Raw genomic sequence first — 20,298 nt, 5'->3', positions numbered from 1 at the left:
GGCCCCCGGGTCGAGTCGATCAAATCCTGTCAGATCAGGCCCATCGCGCGCAAGCTGGAATGGCCCTCGCTGCCGATTATGATATGGTCATGAAGCGCGATGCCGAGCCGCTTGCCTGCCTCGCCGACCTTGCGCGTGATCTCGATGTCGGCGCGGCTGGGCGAGGGGTCGCCGCTCGGGTGGTTGTGGACGAGGATGATCGCGGCCGAGCCGAGGTCGATCGCGCGGCGGATCACCTCGCGGGTATAGACCGGCGCCTCGTCGACCGAGCCTTCGTTCATCACCTCGTCGCGGATCAGCATGTTGCGCGCGTTGAGGTGCAGCACGCGCACGCGTTCGATATTGTGGTGCGCCATGTCGGCGCGCAGATAGTCGAGCAGCGCCTGCCAGTTCGCCAGCACCGGCCGCGCCGCCACCTCGGCCTTGACCAGCCGGATCGCGGCGGCATGCGCGATCTTGATCGCCGCGACCGAGGTTTCGCCCATGCCCGACACGCGCGACAGCGCCTCCGGGTCGGCGGTGAGCAGCCCGCCGATGCCGCCGAATTCCGCCAGCAGCGCCTTGGCGAGCGGCTTGGTGTCGCGGCGGGGAATCGCCAGCGCGAGCAGATATTCGATCAGCTCATGGTCGAGCAGACCCTCGCCGCCCTGCTCGGTGAGCCGCTTGCGGAGCCGGGCGCGGTGGCCGCTATGGTCGGGTTCGGGAACGCTCATCGCCGCTGTCACGACTAAGGTGTTGCGCGCGCGCGTGCAATCGCTGGAAAGCCGGCCTAAAAGGTCCGGCATGGACGGGAGTGCGGACGCGGCGTGACGGCAGGAGAGACTGTAGAACCTGCGGAGCCCGCCCCGCCGCGCACCGGCTTCGCGCGATTGCGACGCGTGTTGCTGGTGGTGGCGTGTCTGCTGCTGGTCGCGCTGATTGTGCTGTGGAGCCAGCGCAAGCAGATCGCGCGCGGCTATGCCGATCGGTATCTCGCCGCGCACAAGGTGCCGGGGCGGTACGAGATCGCCGATCTGGGCTTCAACCGCCAGCGGCTGACGAACGCCGTGCTGGGCGACCCTGCGCACCCCGATCTCGTCGCCGACTGGATTGAGATCGACACCGCGTTCGCCAGCGGCGGTGTGCGCGTGACAGGGGTGCGCGCCGGGCGGGTGCGGGTGCGCGCGCGGCTTGTCGATGGGCGCGTGTCCCTCGGCACGCTCGACCGGCTGATCCCCGCGTCGGGCGGCGGCGCGCCGTTCGCCCTGCCTGCGATCCGGCTTGATCTTGCCGATGTCCGCGTCCGGATCGAGACGCCGTATGGCGTGGTCGGCGCCAAGCTGTCCGGGCGCGGGCGGCTCGACGACGGATTCGGCGGGCAGGTCGCGGCGGTGAGCGAGCGGCTGGCGCAGGGCGGCTGCACGCTGTCGCACGCGGTGCTGGCGCTGACGGTATCGACGCGCGGCGGGCGCTCGACGTTCGCGGGGCCGATGCGCGCGGGCGGCATCGCGTGCGACGGCGTGGCGGCGACGCGGCTGGCGACAACGATCAAGGCGACGCTCGGCGCGCATCTCGAACGCTGGGGCGGCGACGTGCGGCTTGGGGCGGAGGCGGCGACGGGGGGCGGCGCGCGGGCCGAGGCGGTTGGCGGTCTGGTGAGCTTCGACGGCACCGCGCGCGGCACCAGCGGCACGGCGGAGCTGCGCAGCGGCGTGGCGACGCTGCCCGGCGCGGCGGCGCACGCGCTGGGCTTCGCCGGGCGCTACGCGGTGGCGGGGGCGCAGAGCCGGATTGCAGGCACGGTGCGCGGCACCGGCATTGTCGCGGGCGAGGCGTTGCGCCGCCAGCTCGCCGCGTATCGCAAACCCGATCCGAGCACGCCTACCGGCCCGATCCTCGCCGGGCTCGCCACGGCGGGCGAGGCGGCGTTGCGCTCGATCGACGGCGAGGCGGACATCGCGGCCGTGCTGAACGGTGCGACCGGGCGCGTATCGCTGGCGCGGCTCGATGCACGCAGCCAGTCGGGCGCGCGGCTCGATGTGTCGGGCGGGCGGGGCATCGCTTTTGGCTGGCCGGGCGGTCGCGCGCTGATCGACGGCAATGCGACGCTGCAAGGCGGCGGCTTTCCGACCGCGCACGTTGCGCTCACGCAGGCGCAGCCGGGCGGCGCGATCACCGGCACCGCCACGCTGGCCGACTATGCGACGGGCGGCGCGACGCTTGCGCTCGCGCCGGTGCGCTTCACCGCGACGCCGGGCGGCAACACGCATGTCGAGACGCGGGTGACGCTGTCCGGGCCGCTGGCGGGCGGTCGTGTCGAGCGGCTTGCCGCGCCGCTGTCGCTCTACTGGAACGGGCGCGACCGGGTGATCGTCAATCCGTCCTGCACCCCGCTCGCCGTCGCGCGTGTCGCGGTGTCGAGCCTCGCGCTTGATCCGACGCGGCTGACCTTGTGCCCGACCGGCGCGGGGCTGGTGACGCTGGCCGGCGGGCGGCTCGGCGGCGGGGCGCGGCTGGCGGCGACCACCCTGCGCGGCACGCTCGGTGGCACGCCGCTGTCGATCGCGGCGAGTGGCGGCAGCGTGCGGCTCGGCGACACCGGCTTCACGCTGGCGGGCGTGTCGGCGAAACTCGGCCCGGTCGAGCGCCAGACCCGGCTCGATTTCGCGACGCTCGACGGACATGCGGCAGGCGGCGCGCTCGGTGGCGCCTTCGCAGGTGGCGGCGGGCAGATCGCCAACGTCCCGCTCGCGCTGTCCGCCGCAGGTGGCACATGGCGTTTCGCGGGCGGCACGCTTGCGCTCGACGGCGCGCTGACGGTGGGCGACACCGCCGCGAGCCCGCGCTTCAGGTCGCTCGCCGCACGGAACGTCGCGCTGACGCTCGCGGGCGGCAGGATCACCACCACCGGCACGCTGGTCGAGCCGACCAGGCAGGTCAAAGTCGCCGATGTCAGCATCGTCCACGACCTCGGCGATGCCTCGGGCCACGCCGATCTGGCGGTGGGCGGGATCACCTTCGGCAAGCCGTTCCAGCCTGATCTGCTGACCCCGCTCACCTTCGGCGTGATCGCCGACGTGGCGGGCACGGTGAAGGGCGAGGGGCGCATCCGCTGGAGCAAGGCCGGCGTGTCGAGCGACGGCGTGTTCTCCACCGCGGGCATGGACCTCGCCGCCGCCTTCGGTCCGGTCAGCGGCATTGCCGGCACGATCCGCTTCACCGATCTGCTCGCGCTCGAAAGCGCGCCCGGGCAGGTGGTGACGGTCAAGACGATCAACCCCGGCGTGCCGGTCAACGACGGGACGATCCGCCTGCAATTGCGCGCGGGCACGCAGGTGATGGTGGAGGACGGGCGCTGGCCGTTCGCGGGCGGCGCTTTGGTGCTGGAGCCGACGCTGCTCGATTTCTCGCAGCCGGTCGAACGCCACATGACCTTCCGCGTCACCGGCATCGACGCCGCGCAGTTCCTCCAGCAATTCGACTTCAAGAACCTGGACGCGACCGGCACGTTCGATGGCGTGCTGCCGATGATCTTCGACGCGACCGGCGGGCGTATCGAGAACGGCCGCCTCACCGTGCAGGGCGAGGGCGGCACGATCGCCTATGTCGGCGAGATCAGCCAGAAGGACCTCGGCACCTGGGGCGATTTCGCGTTCCAGGCGCTCAAGTCGCTGCGCTACCGCAGCCTTGGCATCGTCATGAACGGCCCGCTTGCCGGTGAGATGATTACCGAGGTCAAGTTCGCCGGTGTCGGGCAGGGCAAGGGGGCCAGGCGCAACTTTCTGTTCGACCGGCTCCAGAAGCTGCCGCTCGTCTTCAACGTGACGATCCGCGCGCCCTTCCGCCAGTTGATCGATTCGGCGCAGTCCTTTTACGATCCCAAGCGGTTGATCGAGCGCAACCTGCCCGCGCTGATCGAGCAGCAGAAGAAAGCGCAAGCAACGCCACCCGTTCAGCCTCCCGCAAGCGACAAGGTGCCATGACCGAAACAGGATTGACGAAAGCCAAGCGGAGACCGACGAGTCGCCCGATGCAGAGATGGATGATGATCGCCGGCGCGATGGTGCCGATGCTGGCCGCAGGGTGCGTCAACGTCACCGCGCCCGACAAGCCGATCGTCATCAACCTCAACATCAACGTGACTCAGGAGGTCGTCTATCGTCTCGATGGCGAGGCGAAGTCGTTGATCCAGTCGAACCCGGGGATTTTCTGATGAACACCGTTCGTAGCCTCGTCCTGATCGCCGCCGGCCTCGCGGCCGCCACCCCCGCCGTCGCGCAGCGCGACCCTGCCTATCAGGCGGCACGCTCGGCCGGGCAGATCGGCGAGCAGCCCGACGGCTATCTCGGCGTGGTCGGTGGCGGCACGCCCGAGCTGCGCGCGCTGGTCAGCAGCATCAACATTCAGCGCAAGGCGAAATATACCGAAAGCGCGGCGGCCGGCGCCACGGTCGAGCAGATGGCGTTCACCTCCGGTTGTCGCCTGATCGCGGCGACCGCGCCGGGCGAGAAGTACAAGACGCCCGGCGGCAGTTGGGCGACTCGCACCGCCGCCGCGCCCGAACGCGATTCGCGCTGCGTCTGAACGGCGGAGATGCCACGCGTGTCTGCGAGCGCTACCACAGACAAACGCGGCGCCGCTTGCCGGTAAACGGTACTGCAAGCCGGCGTAATTGCGCGCTTTCCGACTGCCTGCGTCGCGGTTGACTTGGCTGCACCCCTTTTCTAAACGCACCGGCAACGGGGGTGATGCCCCATGTTTCGTCGTCGCGCCAAGCGCGGCGGCGTTTTCTTATCAGGGTGCTTGGGTGTTGGCCGAACTTCGTCACGATGACGATCTTGATTACCGTATCGCGAAGGCGAAGGCGGCTGACGAGGCGCGTGCGGCGAAGCCGGTCAAGCCGCAGCCCAAGGGCTATGCGCAGGGTACGCGCGTGCTGATGGAGCTGATCGGCGCGCCGGCGGGCGGGGCGATCCTGGGTCTGGCGATCGACCATTGGTTCGGCACCGGCCCTTGGGGTTTCCTGATCCTGTTCGTGCTCAGCATCATCGTCGCTTTCCGCAACATCTACCGTATTTCGAAGGAGCGCGCCGAATGAGCGCCGGCAGAATCGACCCGATGGAGCAGTTCCACGTCGCGCCTTTGACGCGACCGATCCATCTCGGCGGTTTCGATATCTCGTTCACCAATTCGGCGCTATTCATGGTCGTCGTCGGCGCGCTGCTGGCGGTGCTGGTCAGCGGCGGATTGAAGCGGCAGCTCATCCCCGGCCGTTGGCAGGTGATGGTCGAGATGATGGTCGGCTTCATCGACAACATGGTCGACACCAGCATCGGCAAGGGCGGCAAGAAGTTCGCACCCTATATCTTCTCGCTGTTCTTCTTCATTCTGATCTCGAACCTGATCGGCGTACTGCCGCTGGCGATCGTGCCGGGGCTGCACACCTTCGCGGTGACGAGCCACATCACGGTTACGGCGGTTCTGGCGTTCTTCTCCTTCGCGATTGTGCTGGTCGTCGGGTTCGCCAAGCATGGCCTCAAGTTCTTATCGCTGTTCGTGCCGCATGGTGCGCCCGCGTGGCTGATGCCGGTCATCATCCCGGTCGAGTTCGTCTCGTTCATGGTGCGCCCGTTCTCGCTCGGGTTGCGACTGTTCGTCGCGATGACGGCGGGGCACATCCTGCTCGAAGTGTTCGGCAGCTTCGTGGTGCAGGGCCTCAACGCGGGCGGCGCGCTCGGACCGGTGGTGGCGATCCTCAGCTTCGTCATGATCGTCGGGGTGAGCGCACTCGAACTGCTGGTCTGCGCGATCCAGGCGTATGTGTTCGCGCTGCTGACGTCGCTCTACCTTCACGACGCGGTGCATCTGCACTAGGTTTTCAATCACTTACCTTTCGTATTTCTCAGGGAGTTCAACATGACTGATCTTGGCGCAATGTACATCGGTGCCGGCCTCGCAGCGATCGGCGTCGGCCTTGCCGCGCTCGGCGTGGGCAACGTGTTCGGTTCGTTCCTCGAAGGCGCGCTGCGCAACCCGGGCGCGGCAGACGGCCAGCAGGGCCGCCTGTTCATCGGCTTCGCGGCTTCCGAGCTTCTCGGCCTGATCGCGTTCGTCGTCGCGATCCTCATCCTCTTCGTCGTCAAGTAAGCGAAGAGACGGAACGATGCCGCAGCTATCCCAGATCGGCGAGATCTACGCCTCGCAGCTTTTCTGGCTCGCGATCGTGTTCGCGCTGATCTACTTCGGGATCGGCAAGGCGATGGTCCCCAAGATCGAGCGCACGGTCGATGACCGTAACGCCCGCATCTCGGCGGACCTCGCCGCAGCGGCGGCCGCGCGGGACACCGCGCGCGCCGACGAGGAACGCTATCAGGCGGGCCTCGACACGGCCCGTTCGCAGGCGGCCAAGGCGGTCGCCGAGGCCAAGGCCAGCGCCACCGCCCACGCGGAGACCACGCTGAAAGCGGGCGACGCTGCGGCGGCGGAGCGGCTGGCGCGGGCGACGGATGCGGTTGCCGCATCCAAGCAGACCGCCGTGGCCGAGATTGAAACGGCGACGGTCGACGCGGTGGGGTCGATCCTCGCCAAACTGTCGGGCGTGACGGTCGATCGCGCCCGGATCGAGAGCCAGGTGAAGACGGAATTGATGCATGGCTGAAGCGCATCCCACCATGACGGCGAGGACCGGGACCGTGGAACTGCACCATGAACTGAACTTCCTCGGCGTCACGCCGCCGATGTTCGTGGCTTTGTCGATGCTGGTCGTGGTTGCGATCATCATCGCCGCCAAGGTGCCCAAGGCGATCGCCGGGATGCTCGACGCGCGCATCGCCACGATCCGGACGCAGCTGGACGAAGCCTCCAAGCTGCGGGCCGAGGCCGAGGCGGCGCTCGCGCAGGCCAAGGCACGCAACGCCGCGAGCGAGGGCGACGCCGCGGCGATCGTCGCGCATGCACAGGCGGAAGCCAAGGCGACGCTCGCCAAGGCCGAAGCCGACGCTGCCGAACTCGTCAAGCGCCGTCAGCAGATGGCGGAGGACAAGATCGCCGCTGCCGAGCGCAGCGCGATTGCCGAGGTCCGCGCGATCGCCGCCGATGCGGCAACCCGCGCTGCCGCGACGATCCTCGCCGAGCGGCATGGTGCCGACGCCGACAAGGCGCTGGTCGACCGCACGATCGCGGGGCTCGGCCGGCTCAACTGACGCAAGTACGGTCGTCGCGGTCGGTTTGCCGCGACGCCGTGGCGTTTTGTGAACATGATCTTGGCGCGGTAAACCGGGTGTGACGGCGAATCGCTGTCGTTGCCCCTGAGGTTGCGATGACGTTCGCCGCGCGGGTCTTGGCTGTCCTCGCCACACCTGCCTTCGCGCACGTCGCGCCCGAGACTCCCGCGCCCGCTGGAGCGCCGGCGGCGACATTGAAATTCACACTCAGCACGCCGATCGAGACGATCGCCGCCGATCCCGCCGGCAAGACGGTGCTCAACGCCGACATCCCCAGCCTGCTCTCCCATCCGACATGTGGGAGCTTCAAGAGCCTGCGGTTGCTCGATCCTGAGGGCATGTCCGGAGGCAAGCCGACCGACACGATGCTCGCCGCGATCAGGTGCGATCTTGCCGCGCTTAAACAGGCGCTCGCTGGATACGCGTCGACTAAGCTGGTGTCGGGCGGCCGGAATCCCTAGATCAGCCGCATCATGTCCACGCCCAACGCACCCGATCGCTTCAACGAAGAAAAGAACACCTTCACCGTCCGCGGCAGCGACGCGCCCGATCTCGAAACGGGTGTCGCTGCGATCCGTAACGTGCTGAAAACGCTGCCGGTCCGCCCGGGCGTGTACCGCATGCAGGATGCGAAGGGCGATGTGCTGTACGTCGGCAAGGCCAAGGCGCTCAAGAACCGCGTCACCAACTACACGCAGATCGACCGGCTCTCGAAGCGGCTCCAGCGCATGGTCGCGCAGACCCGATCGATGACGATCGTGACGACCAACAACGAGGCCGAGGCGCTGCTGCTCGAAGCGCAGCTCATCAAGCGCTATCGCCCCGCCTACAACGTGCTGCTGCGTGACGATAAGAGCTTCCCGTTCATCCTGCTGCGCGCAGATCACGACTATCCGCGCGTCCAGAAGCATCGCGGCGCGCGCCGGGCGAAGGGCGACTATTACGGCCCGTTCGCGAGCGCCGGATCGGTCAACACCACGCTCAACGCGCTGCAAAAACTGTTCCTGCTGCGCTCCTGCACCGACGGCTTCTTCAAGACGCGCGACCGGCCATGCCTGCTCTACCAGATCAAGCGTTGCTCGGCGCCATGCGTCGGGCGGATCGAACAGGACGCCTATCTCGAGCTGGTATCGGACGCGAAGGCGTTCCTCGCCGGGAAGTCGACCGAGGTGCAGGCCAAGCTGGGCGCGCAGATGCAGGTTGCGGCCGAGGCGATGGACTTCGAGCTCGCCGCGATCCTGCGCGACCGGCTGCGTGCGCTCACCTTCATCCAGGGCAGCCAGGCGATCAACGCCGAGGGGGTGGGGGACGCCGACATCTTCGCGATGGCGTGCAAACAGGGCGTGATCGGCATCCAGGCGTTCTTCATCCGCGGCGGGCAGAATTGGGGCCACCGCAGCTTCTTCCCCGCGCACACCGCCGACGTGCCGGAGGACGAGGTGCTGACGAGCTTCCTCACCCAGTTCTACGAGGAAGTGCCGCCGGCCAAGACCGTGTTCGTCGATCGCGAACTGCCCGAAGCAGGGCTGCTCGCCGAGGTGATGGCCGCGCAGGCGGGGCGCAAGGTCGAGCTGTCGGTGCCGCAGCGGGGGACGCGGCGGCGGCTGCTCGATCAGGCAAAACGCAACGCCGAGGAAGCGCTCGACCGCCGCCTTGCCGAGAGTACCACGCAAGCCAAGCTGCTGCGCGAGGTGGCGGATCTGTTCGGTTTGGGTGAGCCGCCCGACCGGATCGAGGTGTATGACAACAGCCATATCCAGGGCACCGCCGCGCTCGGCGCGATGGTGGTCGCCGGGCCGGAGGGGTTCCGCAAGAGCCAGTATCGCAAGTTCAACATCAAGCAGGCCGCGACCAACGACGATTTCGCGATGATGCGCGAGGTGTTCCAGCGCCGCTTCGCCCGCGCGCAGTCGGACGATCCCGATCGCGATGCCGGCGATTGGCCCGATCTGGTGCTGATCGACGGCGGCAAGGGGCAGCTCAACGCGGCCCGCGAGGTGCTGGAGGAGATGGGGATCGAGGACGTATGCCTCGTCGGCATCGCCAAGGGCCCGCACCACGGCCGCGACGGTCGCGAGGTGTTCCACATGCTCGACGGGCGCGAGTTCCAGCTACCCGTCAATGCGCCGGTGCTGTTCTACCTCCAGCGGCTGCGCGATGAGGTCCACCGCTTCGTGATCGGCGCGCACCGGGCGAAGCGCAGCAAGGCGATCGTGACGAGCCCGCTCGACGAGGTGCCGGGCATCGGGCCGGCGCGCAAGAAGGCGCTGCTGATGCACTTCGGCACGGCTCGGGCGGTGCGCGGCGCGAGTCTGGAGGATTTGCAGAAGGCGCCGGGGGTGTCGGCGGCGGTGGCGCAGCAGGTGCACGACTTCTTTCATGCGAAGTGAGCCCTCATCTCAGTCGCTTCGCGGGCCGGCACTGCCTTCGCACAGGACTGGGGCTACCTTGAGCCACCCGCCCGACCCAGTGGGATCTTTCAACGGCACAGGGTGGCCGGTTTCCGAAACTTTTAAGCAGGAGAAGCCATCGGTGATCGTAATCAGGCGATCATCGATCTTATGAGGAACGGCGTACAATTTGGCACCATCCTTGTCCGCGACCTTCAGATAATCGCCGATACGGATATCTTTATATTGCCGCCGATCAGGGTCCAATGCGTAGAGACGTCCATCGGGGGGTGCCAAGCGGCCGTTTTGATCGACTTGATAGAAGGTATAGCCGGACATCTTCGCTAGCTCGATATCCGTGTTCTTTATCAGCACCAATCGAACCAGATAGATTGTGCTGGCGAGTATCAGTATGAACAACAGCGCTTTCAGATAAGGCGATGCCTTGTAGAATATGAAGTATAGGGCGACCATGCAAATGATGACAAGAGACGCGACGAACGCGTTGGGATTGTCTTTCAAAGAATCAAAAATCTTGGGAAGATTGTTGATCAAGTTGTCGAGACTAATGCCTCCGATCATCTAACTGCCACTCCCCCCCCCCAGACTAGCGTTGATGTCCTGTACGCCTCTCATCGCCCTTGCGCAATGTACTTGCCGTCGTTGTTTACTCCATTAAGGTTGAAATCGTTGTGCGCCGTTGGATATCAGCCGCGGCCCTTCAACAGATCGCGATATTGGCGCGGCTGCGAGCGCAGATACTGGTTCGGTGCCGTCACCTGTGCGCCGAGTGCCGCCGCCGCGTGCCAGGGCCAGCGCGGATCGTAGAGCATCGCGCGGGCGAGCGCGATCATGTCGGCATCGCCGGTGGCGACGATCGCCTCGGCCTGTTCGGGTTGGGTGATGAGGCCGACCGCGACGATCGGCATGGCGGTCGCCTGCTTCACCGCGCGGGCGAGCGGCACCTGATAGCTCGGCCCGACCGGGATCGCCTGACGCGGATCTAGCCCGCCGCTGGAGACGTGGATCGCCGCGCAGCCGCGTGCTTCCAGCGCCTGTGCGAAGGCGACGGTCTGCTCAGCGTCCCAGCCGCCCGACACCCAGTCGCTGCCTGAGGCCCGCATCGTCACCGGCCGATCGGCGGGAAAGGCTTCGCGCACCGCGTCGAACACTTCGAGCGGAAAGCGCATGCGGTTCTCGAGGCTGCCGCCATAGTCGTCCTCACGGCGGTTGGAGAGCGGCGAGAGGAACTGGTGGAGCAGATAGCCGTGCGCGCCGTGGAGCTGCACCGCGTCGATGCCGATCCGCGCCGCACGCCTGGCGGATGCGGCGAACGCATCGCGCAGCCGCTTGAGATCGTCGCGGCCGAGCGCCTGCGGGGCGTTGCCGCCGGGTGTGAAGGGCAGGGCGGACGGCGCGAAGGTCTGCCAGCCGTTGTCCGCACCGGGCGCGATCTGCTTGCCGCCGAGCCACGGCAGCTCGATCGAGGCCTTGCGCCCGGCGTGGGCGAGCTGCACCGCCACCGGTATGTCCGAATGCCGCCGCACGCTTTCGAGCGTGCGCGCCATCGCCGCCTCGGTCGCCTCGCCCCACAGCCCGACATCGGCGTAGGTGATGCGCCCCTCCGGCACCACGGCGGTCGCCTCGATCGTCAGCAGCCCCGCGCCCGACAGCGCGAGGTGGCCGAGGTGGATGACATGCCAGTCGTTCATGCACCCGCCCACCGCCGAATATTGGCACATCGGCGCGATGACGATGCGGTTGGGCAGGGTGAGCCCACCCACGGTGACGGGTTCGAAGAGTTTGGGGTCGCTCATAACGTGTCTCGTTGATTGAAAGGGACGGCGTTCAGTAAAAGCGCGGGATCGGCCCGCGCTGCGGCGTCTGGTCCGGCAGGTCGATCTCGATCTCTTCGACATAGCACCAGCCCCATCCTTCGGGCGGATCATAGCCTTCGATCACCGGGTGATGGCTGGCGTGATAATGTGCGGTGGCGTGCCGGCCCGGCGACTGGTCGCAGCAGCCGACATGCCCGCAGGCGCGGCACAGCCGCAGGTGCAGCCAGACGTCGCCGGTTTTGAGGCAGTCTTCGCAGCCCTTTGCGCTCGGCGTCACCTGATTGATCGTCGCGCTGTGCTTGCAACTGGTCATGCCGTGCCTCCTCGGATAGTGCGCTGCGTACCCAAACGTCCGGGATGCAGAAAGGGTGTCGATGCCGACTTTTCCTCACGATGTCTTCACCGCGCCTGATCGCCGGCGGCTGGGAAGCCGATGAGCGACCGCATCCTGATCCTGTACGGATCGTACCGTGCCGACCGGCAGGGCATCAGACTCGCGCGGTTCCTCGTCAACGGCTTCACGGCGCGCGGCGCCGATGTGGAACTGATCGACGCCAAGGCGATCGGCCTGCCGATGCTCGACCGTATGTACAAGGAACATCCGGCCGGCACCGCGCCCGAGGCGCTGGAGACGCTGGCGCGCAAGATCCGCGCGGCGGATGCGTTCGTGTTCGTGACGGGCGAGTATAACTGGGGCGTTCAGCCCGGCCTCAAGAACCTGACCGACCATTTTCTGGAGGAATGGTATTGGCGCCCCGCCGCGATCGCCAGCTATTCGGCCGGGCGCTTCTCGGGTGTGCGCGCGGCGACCGCTTGGCACGGCATTCTCTCCGAAATGGGCATGGTCGTCACGTCGAGCCCGCTCGCGGTCGGCGGGATCGGCAAGGCGTTCGATGCCGACGGCGCGCCGGAAGGGGAGGGCGGCGCGGCGGCGGCACGTGCCTTCCCGCGCTTCGCCGACGATCTCGCCTGGTGGACCGAGGCGGCGAAAGCGCAACGCGCGCGGCGCGATCCGCCATATTGATCGCGCGCGCGACCGCGCCGACATAGCGCGCCAACGACTCGGGAACGCCTGCCATGTATGACTTCGCCGTCGACGCCACTTCGAAGACCGACCTCTACCGTGATCTTGCCGCGGCGCTCGACGCGCTGACCGCGGATGAAACCGACCCGATCGCCAACATGGCCAACATGGCGGCGCTGCTGTGGGAATATCTGCCCGATCTCAACTGGGCGGGCTTCTACCGGCTGGTCGAAGGCGAACTCGTGCTCGGGCCGTTCCAGGGCAAGGTGGCCTGCATCCGTATCCCTTTGGGCAAAGGCGTGTGCGGCACGGCCGCCGAAACGCTGCAAACGCAACGGGTTGCGGATGTGCATGCGTTTCCCGGACATATCGCTTGTGACGCGGCGAGCCGGTCCGAGCTGGTCGTGCCGATCGTCGATCAGGGCCGTTTGATCGGCGTGCTCGATCTCGACAGCCCGCTGCCGTCGCGGTTCGACAGCGGCGATGCGGCCGGTTGCGAGGCGCTGGTGAGGCTGATCGCGCCACGATTGGGCGGGGGACTCGGGGTCGGCGGCTGATCCCTTTTCGGCACAGTATTTAACCACGCCTCCCGCTGGCGACGATGGCACCAATTTGGTAGCCAAGTCGTTAATCAATCGAAGCGGTGCGCGGGGTTTGCAGCGCCCGCAACGGGAGTGTTTACAGCATGCGACACCAGACCTTTGCCGCTCTGGCGCTGATCGGCGCCGCGATCGCGATGCCCGCCGATGCACAGCGCTTTGGCGGCGGAACGCCCGGCCATGCCGCGCCCGCCATGGGTGGCGCGGGTCCGCGCCCGACCATCCCGGCGCCCCAGCAGGGGCATTGGAATGGCGGCGGTCAGTCGGGCTGGAACGGCGGCGGCACGCGCCCGCACTGGAACGGTGGTGGTCAGCAGGGCTGGGTCGGTGGCCAGCATGGAAATGGCGGCGGTCAGCATGGCGGCGGTCAGGTCGGCTGGAACGGCAACGGCACCGGCGGGCGCCCCGGCGGCTGGAATGGCAATGGCGGTCGTCCGGGTGGCTGGAACGGTAATGGCGCACGCCCCGGCATCGGCTATGGCGGCGGTTTCGCCGGCGGCTCGCGCTGGGGCGGCCGTAACGGGGGGCGTTGGGTCGGCGGGTGGAACGCGCCGGGCGGCTGGAATGCTTATCGGCACCCGTCGCGCGGCTGGCGCCTGCCGAGCTACTGGTTCACCCCCGATTTCTTCATCAGCGACTATGGCCTCTACGGCCTCGCCCCGCCGCCTTACGGCTATAGCTGGAGCCGCTATTACGATGATGCGGTGCTGGTCGACGGGTCGGGCCGGGTGCGTGATTATGTCGATGGCGTGAACTGGGACCAGTATGACAACGCCTATGACGGCGGCTACGATGACGGGCCTGAGGCTGGCTACCGGAGCGGCAGCAGCTACGGCGCATCGTACGCGCCGCCGCCCGCGGGTGGCCCCGGCTATGCCGGCCCGCCGCCGGTCTCGGCCGGCAGCGGCGTGACCACCTATTCGTCCGGCGGCTATTACGCCAACGGCTATTATTATCCGGGCGCGACGACCACCACCGTCACCGTCCAGACCGCGCCGTCGGTGACGACCACCACCACCGAATATGTCGAGACGACCAAGACGCGTTACGTCGCACGCAAGGCATGGCGGCCGAAATGGCATCCCAAGCCGAAGTGGCATCCCCGGCCCAAGGTCGACTGCGGTTGCGGTAGCTGATCGGCACATCGACCGGCTGAGCTTCGATATCGGCCCGCGTCCCCGCAACCGGGGGCGCGGGCCGAACCCGTTTGGGGCGCCCCGGTATGAAGCGTTTCCGCCCGGCGGCGCTTGCCCTATCGTGTCGCGATGCAGTTTCGCGCCGAAGCCCTTATCCTCGCCGTCCGTCAGCATGGCGAGCATGGCGCGGTGGTGCGTGCGCTCACCGCCGACCATGGTCTCCAGCCCGGCTATGTGCGCGGCGGGCGGTCGCGGCGGTTGCGACCGATCCTGCAACCCGCCAACCTTGTCGCGGGCGAGTGGCGCGCACGGACGAACGATCAGCTCGCGCAACTTTCGGTCGAACTGGTCGAGAGCCGCGCCACGCTCCATGCCGAGCCGCTGCCCGCCGCCGCGCTGGAATGGGTGACGGCGCTGACCGCCACCGCGTTGCCCGAGGCGCAGCCCTATCCCCGGCTGTACGCCGCGCTGGGCGGGGTGATCGGCGCGATCGCGGCGGCGCCGGCGGCGCGCGGCTGGGCGCTGGCGCTGGCGCGTTACGAGCTGCTGCTGCTCGCCGAGCTGGGCTTCGGGCTTGATCTCACCGCCTGCGTGGCGAGCGGCGCGACCGGCGATCTCGGCTTCGTCAGCCCCAGGAGCGGCGGCGCGGTGAGCCGGGGCGCGGCGTTCGGCTACGAGGATCGACTGTTCGCGCTGCCGCCTGCGCTGCTCACCGGTGAGGAAGCGGAGTGGGATGATATCTTCGCCGCCTTGCGCATCACCGGCCACTTCCTCGAACGCGACATCCTCGCCAACCTCCGCACCGATCCGCGCGACGCGCGCACGCGGCTGATCGACCGGCTGAAAAGGGCGGTTGCGTGAAGCGCAAGGCGGCGGCAAGAGCGGCGGCGCAGGACAGCAGCCCGAATGGAAATCCCATGAAGACGATCGCGATTCTCGCCGGCGACGGCATCGGCCCCGAAGTGACCGCGCAGGCGCGGCGCGTGCTCGAGGCGCTCGATCTCGATCTCGCCTTCGAGGAGGCTCCGGTCGGCGGTGCGGCCTATTTCGCGGCCGGCCATCCGCTCCCGCCCGAGACGCTCGAGGTGGCGAAACGGGCGGATGCGATCCTGTTCGGTGCGGTCGGCGATCCGCGCTGCGACGCGCTCGATCGTGCGTTGCGGCCCGAACAGGCGATCCTGGGCCTGCGCGCCGCGCTCGGCCTGTTCGCCAATCTGCGGCCCGCCACGCTGTTCCCTGGCCTCGAAGATGCCTCGGCGCTGCGCCCCGAGGTCGCGCGCGAGATCGACATGGTGATCCTGCGCGAGCTGAACGGCGACGTCTATTTCGGGGAGAAGGGGTTCAGAACCGCTGCCAACGGCACGCGCGAAGGCTATGATATCATGTCGTATAACGAAGCCGAGGTGCGCCGCATCGCCACCGTCGGCTTCGAGATGGCGAAGCGCCGCAAGGGCAAGCTCTGCTCGGTCGACAAGGCCAACGTGCTCGAAACCTCGCAGGTGTGGCGCGACGTCGTGACCGAAATGGGCAAGGACTATCCGGAAATCTCGCTGACACACATGTATGTCGATAACGCCGCAATGCAGCTCGTTCGCAATCCCGGCCAGTTCGACGTGATCGTCACCGGCAATCTCTTTGGCGACATCCTCTCCGATCAGGCGAGCATGTGCGCCGGCTCGATCGGCATGTTGCCTTCGGCCTCGATCAGCGCGTGGACCGGCGCCAACGGCCTGTACGAGCCGATCCACGGCTCCGCGCCCGATATTGCCGGGCAAGGCAAGGCCAACCCTTGCGCCGCGATCCTGTCCGCGGCGATGCTGCTGCGCCACTCGCTCGGCGAGGAAGCTGCGGCGGCGCGGGTCGAGGCGGCGGTGTCGGCGGCGCTGGTCGGCGGCGCGCGCACCCCGGACCTTGGCGGCACGATGACGACGAGCGCGATGGGGGACGCGGTACTGGCGGCGCTGGCGTGAGCCAATTGCTCGAGGTCGCGGTCGTCATCCCGACCTTCAATGAAGTCCGTAACGTCCCCACGCTGATCGCTCGGCTCGACATGGCGCTGGCCGGGCGCGCGTGGGAAGCGATCTTCGTCGATGACGACAGCCCGGACGGCACCGCCGACGCCGCGCGCGAGATCGCCCGCGTCGACAGCCGCGTGCGCGTGATCCAGCGGATCGGCCGGCGCGGGCTGTCCTCGGCGTGTATCGAGGGGATGTGCGCCACCGCCGCGCCTCTGGTCGCGGTGATCGACGGCGATCTCCAGCATGACGAGACGATCCTGCCGGCGATGGCGGACGCGCTCCACGCCGATGACGGACTCGACGTGGTGATCGGATCGCGCTTCGTGAACGGCGGTGGCACCGGCGACTGGGACAGCGACCGCGTGGCGAAATCTGCTTTCGCCACAAAGCTTTCGCGGCAAGTGCTCAAAGCCGATCTCAGCGATCCGATGAGCGGTTTCTTCATGATTCGTGCGAAGATCGTGCGCGATCTCGCGCCGCATCTCGCCGCGATCGGCTTCAAGATCCTGCTCGACATCATGACCGGCAGCCCGCGTCCACTCCGCTTCCTCGAACTCCCCTATACCTTCCGCGTCCGTACCGAGGGCGAGAGCAAGCTCGACCATGTCGTCGCGCTCGAATATCTTATCGCTTTGTACGATCGCATGTTCGGCCGGTTCGTGCCGGTGCGGTTCGCGATGTTCTCGGCGATCGGCGTGATCGGCGTGGGCGTGCATATGGGCGTGCTGACGCCGATCCTGCTGGTGTGGGGCGACAATGCCTTCCTGCTGGGGCAGGTGATCGCGGCGGTGGTGGCGATGACGGTGAACTTCTTCCTCAACAACGCGCTGACCTATCGTGATCGCCGGCTGAAGGGCTGGCGGCAGTTGCTCGACGGGTGGGTGTCGTTCTGCCTCGTCTGCGGGATCGGGCTGGTCGCCAATGTCGGCGTCGCCGGCTTCCTGCACGAAGCGCGCGAGGGCACCTGGGCGACCGCCGCGCTGGTTGGCGTGCTGATCGGTGCGGTGTGGAATTACGCGCTTTCCTCGCGGTTTACGTGGGGTCGTTACTGACGTTTGTAAAAGGTGAAGCCATGCCGTCCGAGATCCTGCCAGAGGTCCTGATCGCCGCGCCGATGCCGCCTGCCGTTGTCGCCGCTCTGGAGGCGGCCTTCACCGTCCACAAACTGTGGGAGGTCTCGGATCAGGACGGCTTCTTCGCCGATGCCGGCCGCCGTGTGCGGGCGCTCGCCGCCAATACGCTGGCGGGCCGCATCGATGGCGCGCTGATGGACAGGCTGCCCGCGCTGGAGATCGTCGCCAGCTTCGGCGTGGGCTACGACAATGTCGACGCGGCGGCGGCGGCGGAGCGCGGCGTGATCGTGACCAATACGCCCGGTGTGCTCGACGACGAGGTGGCGGACCTCACGGTCGGCCTGCTGCTCGCGACGCTGCGCCATTTTCCGCAGGCGGACCGGTTCGTTCGGGAGGGCAAGTGGCCGCAGGGCGCCTTTCCGCTCTCGCCCACGCTGCGCGGTCGTAAGATCGGCATCCTCGGGCTCGGTGCCATCGGCAAGGCGATCGCGCACCGGCTGGAGGCGTTCGGCGTCGAGATCGCCTATCACACCCGCTCGCGGCAGGACGTCCGCTATCCCTATCACGAGACTTTGGTCGGGCTGGCCGAGGCGGTGGACGTGCTGATCGCGATCGTGCCGGGGACCGAATCGACACGCCACATCGTCAATGCCGAGGTGCTGGCGGCGCTTGGGCGGGACGGCGTGTTCATCAACGTCGCGCGCGGCAGCGTCGCCGATCAGGCCGCGGTGATCGCCGCGCTCGAGGCGGGCACGATCCTCGCCGCCGGGCTTGACGTGTACGAGGACGAACCGAATGTGCCGGACGCGTTGATCGCGCTGCCGAACGTCGTGCTGCTGCCGCATGTCGGTTCGGCTTCGCAGGCGACGCGGGCGGCGATGGGGCAGTTGGTGGTCGATAACCTCATGGCGTGGTTCGACAGCGGCAAGCCGCTCACCCCGGTCGCGGAGACGCGGCACCTCGTCGCGGACTGAGGGGCAGGGGGGAGGGAGCGGCTGCTCGCGCTTCCCCCGTTCGTCCCGAGCGACATACCCGAAGCGCAAGTGTCTCGACTTCGGCCCTGCGGGCTGGAGTTCATCCTGAGCGGCTGGCTTGCCAGCCAGCCGAAGGGCTCGACACGAACGGTGGGTGCCGGTGCGCGGAAGCGCGCCTCAGCGTACGCCGCGCGTAAGCCTCACACCGGCGACCATTCGATCGAATCCTCGCCCTCGTCATCCGCAGCGACCGCTGCCGCCTCGGGGCCGATGGCTTCGAGCAGCCGGTCGAGCGCCCAGTCGGTGCCGGTGCCGGCAGCGCCCGAAATGGCGATCACCTCGGTGCCGCTTGCCTCTTCGAGTTCGCCGAGCAGCGCGGCGATCAGTTCTTCATCCAACGTGTCGATCTTGTTGAGCGCGACCACCACCGGCTTGTCGGTCAGCCCGCCGCCATAGGCTTCGAGTTCGTCGCGCACGATGCGGTAGCTTTCCGCCACGTCATCGTCGTTCGCGTCGACCAGATGGAGCAGCACCTTGCAGCGCTCGATATGGCCGAGGAAGCGGTCGCCGATGCCCGCGCCGTCCGCCGCACCTTCGATCAGGCCGGGGATGTCGGCGACGACGAATTCGCGTTGGTGGTGCCGCACCACGCCGAGCTGCGGGCGCGTCGTGGTGAAGGCATAGGCACCGACCTTGGCCTGCGCGTTGGTGACGGCGTTGATGAAGGTCGACTTGCCGGCATTGGGCAGCCCGACGAGCCCGGCATCGGCAAGCAGCTTGAGCCGGAGCCAGACCCAAGCCTCTTGATACGGCCAGCCGGTGCCGTGCTGGCGCGGCGCGCGGTTTGTGGAGGTCTTGTAGGTGGCGTTGCCGCGCCCGCCGTCGCCCCCGCGCAGGAACACCTCGCGCTGGCCGGCATGCGTGAAATCGAGCAGCACCTCCTCGCGCTCCTCGTCCATGATCTGCGTGCCGATCGGCACCTTGATAACGAGATCGTCGCCACCGCCGCCGGTACGGTTCGATCCCGAGCCGCCTTGCCCGCGCGGCGCGCGGAAGTGCTGGGTGTAGCGGAAGTCGATCAGCGTGTTGAGCCCGGCGACCGCCTCGAAGATGATATCGCCGCCCTTGCCGCCGTTGCCGCCGTCGGGGCCGCCATATTCGATGAACTTCTCACGCCGGAAGCTGACGGCGCCGGGGCCGCCCGCGCCCGAGCGGACGAAGATTTTTGCTTGATCGAGAAAATGCATAGGCGCGCTCTAGCGCTTTAGCGCAGCTAAAGCGAGACCAGAGCGCGCCCGGCCGGCGTCGCTACAAGCGACGACCGACGACGCGGCTTCGCCGCGGCGTAGCCCCGGCCTAACTCCGTTCGTGCTGAGCGCCTCCGGGCACGCCCTTCGACCACGCTCAGAGCGAAGGGGAGGGGCGGTACTAAACCTCCCCCACAGCCAGTCGCGACGCCACCAGCGCCCGCGTCGCCAGCCCGCGCGCGGTCTCGCGCGGCAGGCCCAGCGCCTTCGCCATCGCAGCGCCAAGCAGTGCATCCCCCATCGCCACCAGCACCAGTTGGAGCGTCTCCGCGCGGATCCGCTCGGCATCCGGATCTCCCTCGGCAAGATCGTCGACCAGGCGGTGGATTGCGCTCAGCACCGGATCGAGCGCATCGTGGTTGCCCGACAGGATCATCCAGCTCGCCATCGCGCCGGCGCCCTGCGCGAAAGCCTCGAAGGTGAGGTCGACGACTTCGCGCGGATCGGCCTCGCCGGCGCGCGCGCGTTTGGCGGCGTCGCCGATTCGCGCGGTGATCGTGTCGGCGAGATGCGTGATGAGCGCGCTCTGCAACCCGCCCGCGCTGCCGAAATGGTGGAGCAGATTGGCATGCGTCCGCCCGACCCGCGCGGCGACCGCTTTGAGCGTCACCGCTTGCGGCCCATCGGCGATGAGGATGTCGCGTGCGGCTTCGATCGCGGCGAGGCGCGACTGCTCGGGGCTGAGCCGTTTCGGTGTTATTGACACGAGTGTAAGTAGTACCTAGATCGCGGCTCGA

At 67.8% G+C, this 20,298-nt stretch carries 23 protein-coding genes; 17 read left to right on the top strand and 6 right to left on the bottom strand.

Annotated elements, in window-relative coordinates:
* Window positions 1-29: 29 nt before the first annotated feature.
* Window positions 30-713: a RadC family protein gene (radC, locus tag AC3ANX_RS13980; protein ID WP_488333871.1), complete on the bottom strand. Its 684-nt coding sequence runs from the start codon at window positions 711-713 to the stop codon at window positions 30-32.
* Window positions 714-806: 93 nt separating this feature from the next.
* Here radC and AC3ANX_RS13975 point away from each other — a divergent pair, with 93 nt between their 5' ends.
* From AC3ANX_RS13975 to uvrC, 10 genes are all read left to right on the top strand, one after another.
* Complete coding sequence (locus AC3ANX_RS13975) at window positions 807-3,962, top strand: intermembrane phospholipid transport YdbH family protein (protein ID WP_488333870.1); 3,156 nt, start codon at window positions 807-809, stop codon at window positions 3,960-3,962.
* A 59-nt stretch (window positions 3,963-4,021) separates the two neighbouring features.
* Window positions 4,022-4,192 carry a YnbE family lipoprotein gene (locus AC3ANX_RS13970; protein ID WP_488333869.1) on the top strand — a complete coding sequence of 57 codons (171 nt, stop codon included), beginning with the start codon at window positions 4,022-4,024 and terminating at the stop codon, window positions 4,190-4,192.
* Window positions 4,192-4,563 (top strand): YdbL family probable chaperone protein, encoded by a 372-nt coding sequence (locus AC3ANX_RS13965; protein WP_488333868.1) that lies wholly within the window; start codon window positions 4,192-4,194, stop codon window positions 4,561-4,563. Before AC3ANX_RS13970 ends, AC3ANX_RS13965 begins: the two co-directional genes overlap by 1 nt.
* Before the next feature lie 223 nt (window positions 4,564-4,786).
* On the top strand, window positions 4,787-5,077 hold the full coding sequence (locus AC3ANX_RS13960; protein ID WP_488333867.1) for an AtpZ/AtpI family protein: 291 nt from the start codon (window positions 4,787-4,789) through the stop codon (window positions 5,075-5,077).
* Complete coding sequence (locus AC3ANX_RS13955; protein ID WP_488333866.1) at window positions 5,074-5,853, top strand: F0F1 ATP synthase subunit A; 780 nt, start codon at window positions 5,074-5,076, stop codon at window positions 5,851-5,853. Before AC3ANX_RS13960 ends, AC3ANX_RS13955 begins: the two co-directional genes overlap by 4 nt.
* Window positions 5,854-5,913: 60 nt before the next feature.
* On the top strand, window positions 5,914-6,126 hold the full coding sequence (locus AC3ANX_RS13950) for a F0F1 ATP synthase subunit C (protein WP_010164404.1): 213 nt from the start codon (window positions 5,914-5,916) through the stop codon (window positions 6,124-6,126).
* 16 nt (window positions 6,127-6,142) lie between these two features.
* On the top strand, window positions 6,143-6,637 hold the full coding sequence (locus AC3ANX_RS13945; RefSeq protein ID WP_488333865.1) for a F0F1 ATP synthase subunit B family protein: 495 nt from the start codon (window positions 6,143-6,145) through the stop codon (window positions 6,635-6,637).
* Window positions 6,630-7,181 (top strand): F0F1 ATP synthase subunit B family protein, encoded by a 552-nt coding sequence (locus tag AC3ANX_RS13940; protein WP_488333864.1) that lies wholly within the window; start codon window positions 6,630-6,632, stop codon window positions 7,179-7,181. Before AC3ANX_RS13945 ends, AC3ANX_RS13940 begins: the two co-directional genes overlap by 8 nt.
* 116 nt (window positions 7,182-7,297) lie before the next feature.
* A complete protein-coding gene (locus AC3ANX_RS13935) occupies window positions 7,298-7,663 on the top strand; it encodes a hypothetical protein (protein ID WP_488333863.1) in 366 nt (121 codons plus the stop codon).
* Between the two features lie 12 nt (window positions 7,664-7,675).
* Window positions 7,676-9,592, top strand: a complete 1,917-nt coding sequence (uvrC, locus tag AC3ANX_RS13930; protein ID WP_488333862.1) for an excinuclease ABC subunit UvrC — start codon at window positions 7,676-7,678, stop codon at window positions 9,590-9,592.
* 9 nt (window positions 9,593-9,601) lie between these two features.
* On the opposite strand, the gene AC3ANX_RS13925 is transcribed toward uvrC, so the two are convergent.
* From AC3ANX_RS13925 to AC3ANX_RS13915, 3 genes are all read right to left on the bottom strand, one after another.
* On the bottom strand, window positions 9,602-10,174 hold the full coding sequence (locus tag AC3ANX_RS13925) for a hypothetical protein (protein WP_488333861.1): 573 nt from the start codon (window positions 10,172-10,174) through the stop codon (window positions 9,602-9,604).
* A gap of 125 nt (window positions 10,175-10,299) precedes the next feature.
* A complete protein-coding gene (locus AC3ANX_RS13920) occupies window positions 10,300-11,409 on the bottom strand; it encodes an NADH:flavin oxidoreductase/NADH oxidase (RefSeq protein WP_488333860.1) in 1,110 nt (369 codons plus the stop codon).
* 31 nt (window positions 11,410-11,440) lie between these two features.
* Entirely contained in the window at window positions 11,441-11,743 is a 303-nt protein-coding gene (locus AC3ANX_RS13915; RefSeq protein ID WP_488333859.1) for a UBP-type zinc finger domain-containing protein, read from the bottom strand.
* A gap of 120 nt (window positions 11,744-11,863) precedes the next feature.
* Here AC3ANX_RS13915 and AC3ANX_RS13910 point away from each other — a divergent pair, with 120 nt between their 5' ends.
* The 7 genes from AC3ANX_RS13910 to AC3ANX_RS13880 all read left to right on the top strand — a co-directional run bounded on the left by AC3ANX_RS13910 (window position 11,864) and on the right by AC3ANX_RS13880 (window position 18,254).
* A complete protein-coding gene (locus AC3ANX_RS13910) occupies window positions 11,864-12,454 on the top strand; it encodes an NADPH-dependent FMN reductase (protein WP_488333858.1) in 591 nt (196 codons plus the stop codon).
* Window positions 12,455-12,507: 53 nt separating this feature from the next.
* Window positions 12,508-13,011 (top strand): GAF domain-containing protein, encoded by a 504-nt coding sequence (locus tag AC3ANX_RS13905; protein ID WP_488333857.1) that lies wholly within the window; start codon window positions 12,508-12,510, stop codon window positions 13,009-13,011.
* A 128-nt stretch (window positions 13,012-13,139) separates the two neighbouring features.
* Window positions 13,140-14,189 (top strand): RcnB family protein, encoded by a 1,050-nt coding sequence (locus AC3ANX_RS13900; RefSeq protein WP_488333856.1) that lies wholly within the window; start codon window positions 13,140-13,142, stop codon window positions 14,187-14,189.
* A gap of 129 nt (window positions 14,190-14,318) precedes the next feature.
* Window positions 14,319-15,050: a DNA repair protein RecO gene (gene recO / locus AC3ANX_RS13895; RefSeq protein ID WP_488336956.1), complete on the top strand. Its 732-nt coding sequence runs from the start codon at window positions 14,319-14,321 to the stop codon at window positions 15,048-15,050.
* A gap of 56 nt (window positions 15,051-15,106) precedes the next feature.
* Entirely contained in the window at window positions 15,107-16,159 is a 1,053-nt protein-coding gene (leuB, locus tag AC3ANX_RS13890; RefSeq protein ID WP_488333855.1) for a 3-isopropylmalate dehydrogenase, read from the top strand.
* Window positions 16,156-17,259 (top strand): glycosyltransferase family 2 protein, encoded by a 1,104-nt coding sequence (locus tag AC3ANX_RS13885; RefSeq protein ID WP_488333854.1) that lies wholly within the window; start codon window positions 16,156-16,158, stop codon window positions 17,257-17,259. Before leuB ends, AC3ANX_RS13885 begins: the two co-directional genes overlap by 4 nt.
* Window positions 17,260-17,279: 20 nt before the next feature.
* Window positions 17,280-18,254 (top strand): 2-hydroxyacid dehydrogenase, encoded by a 975-nt coding sequence (locus AC3ANX_RS13880; RefSeq protein WP_488333853.1) that lies wholly within the window; start codon window positions 17,280-17,282, stop codon window positions 18,252-18,254.
* A 200-nt stretch (window positions 18,255-18,454) separates the two neighbouring features.
* Here the strand turns inward: AC3ANX_RS13880 and obgE are convergent, their stop codons facing one another.
* Together obgE and AC3ANX_RS13870 are read right to left on the bottom strand one after the other, a co-directional pair.
* Window positions 18,455-19,501: a GTPase ObgE gene (gene obgE, locus AC3ANX_RS13875; protein WP_488333852.1), complete on the bottom strand. Its 1,047-nt coding sequence runs from the start codon at window positions 19,499-19,501 to the stop codon at window positions 18,455-18,457.
* 181 nt (window positions 19,502-19,682) lie between these two features.
* Window positions 19,683-20,267, bottom strand: a complete 585-nt coding sequence (locus AC3ANX_RS13870; RefSeq protein ID WP_488333851.1) for a TetR family transcriptional regulator — start codon at window positions 20,265-20,267, stop codon at window positions 19,683-19,685.
* Window positions 20,268-20,298 lie beyond the last annotated feature (31 nt).

The sequence above is a fragment of the Sphingomonas sp. BRN-1R genome (assembly GCF_057748035.1).
The sequence above is the reverse complement of the archived record's forward strand: the minus strand, read 5'-3'. Positions and strand labels throughout refer to the sequence as shown.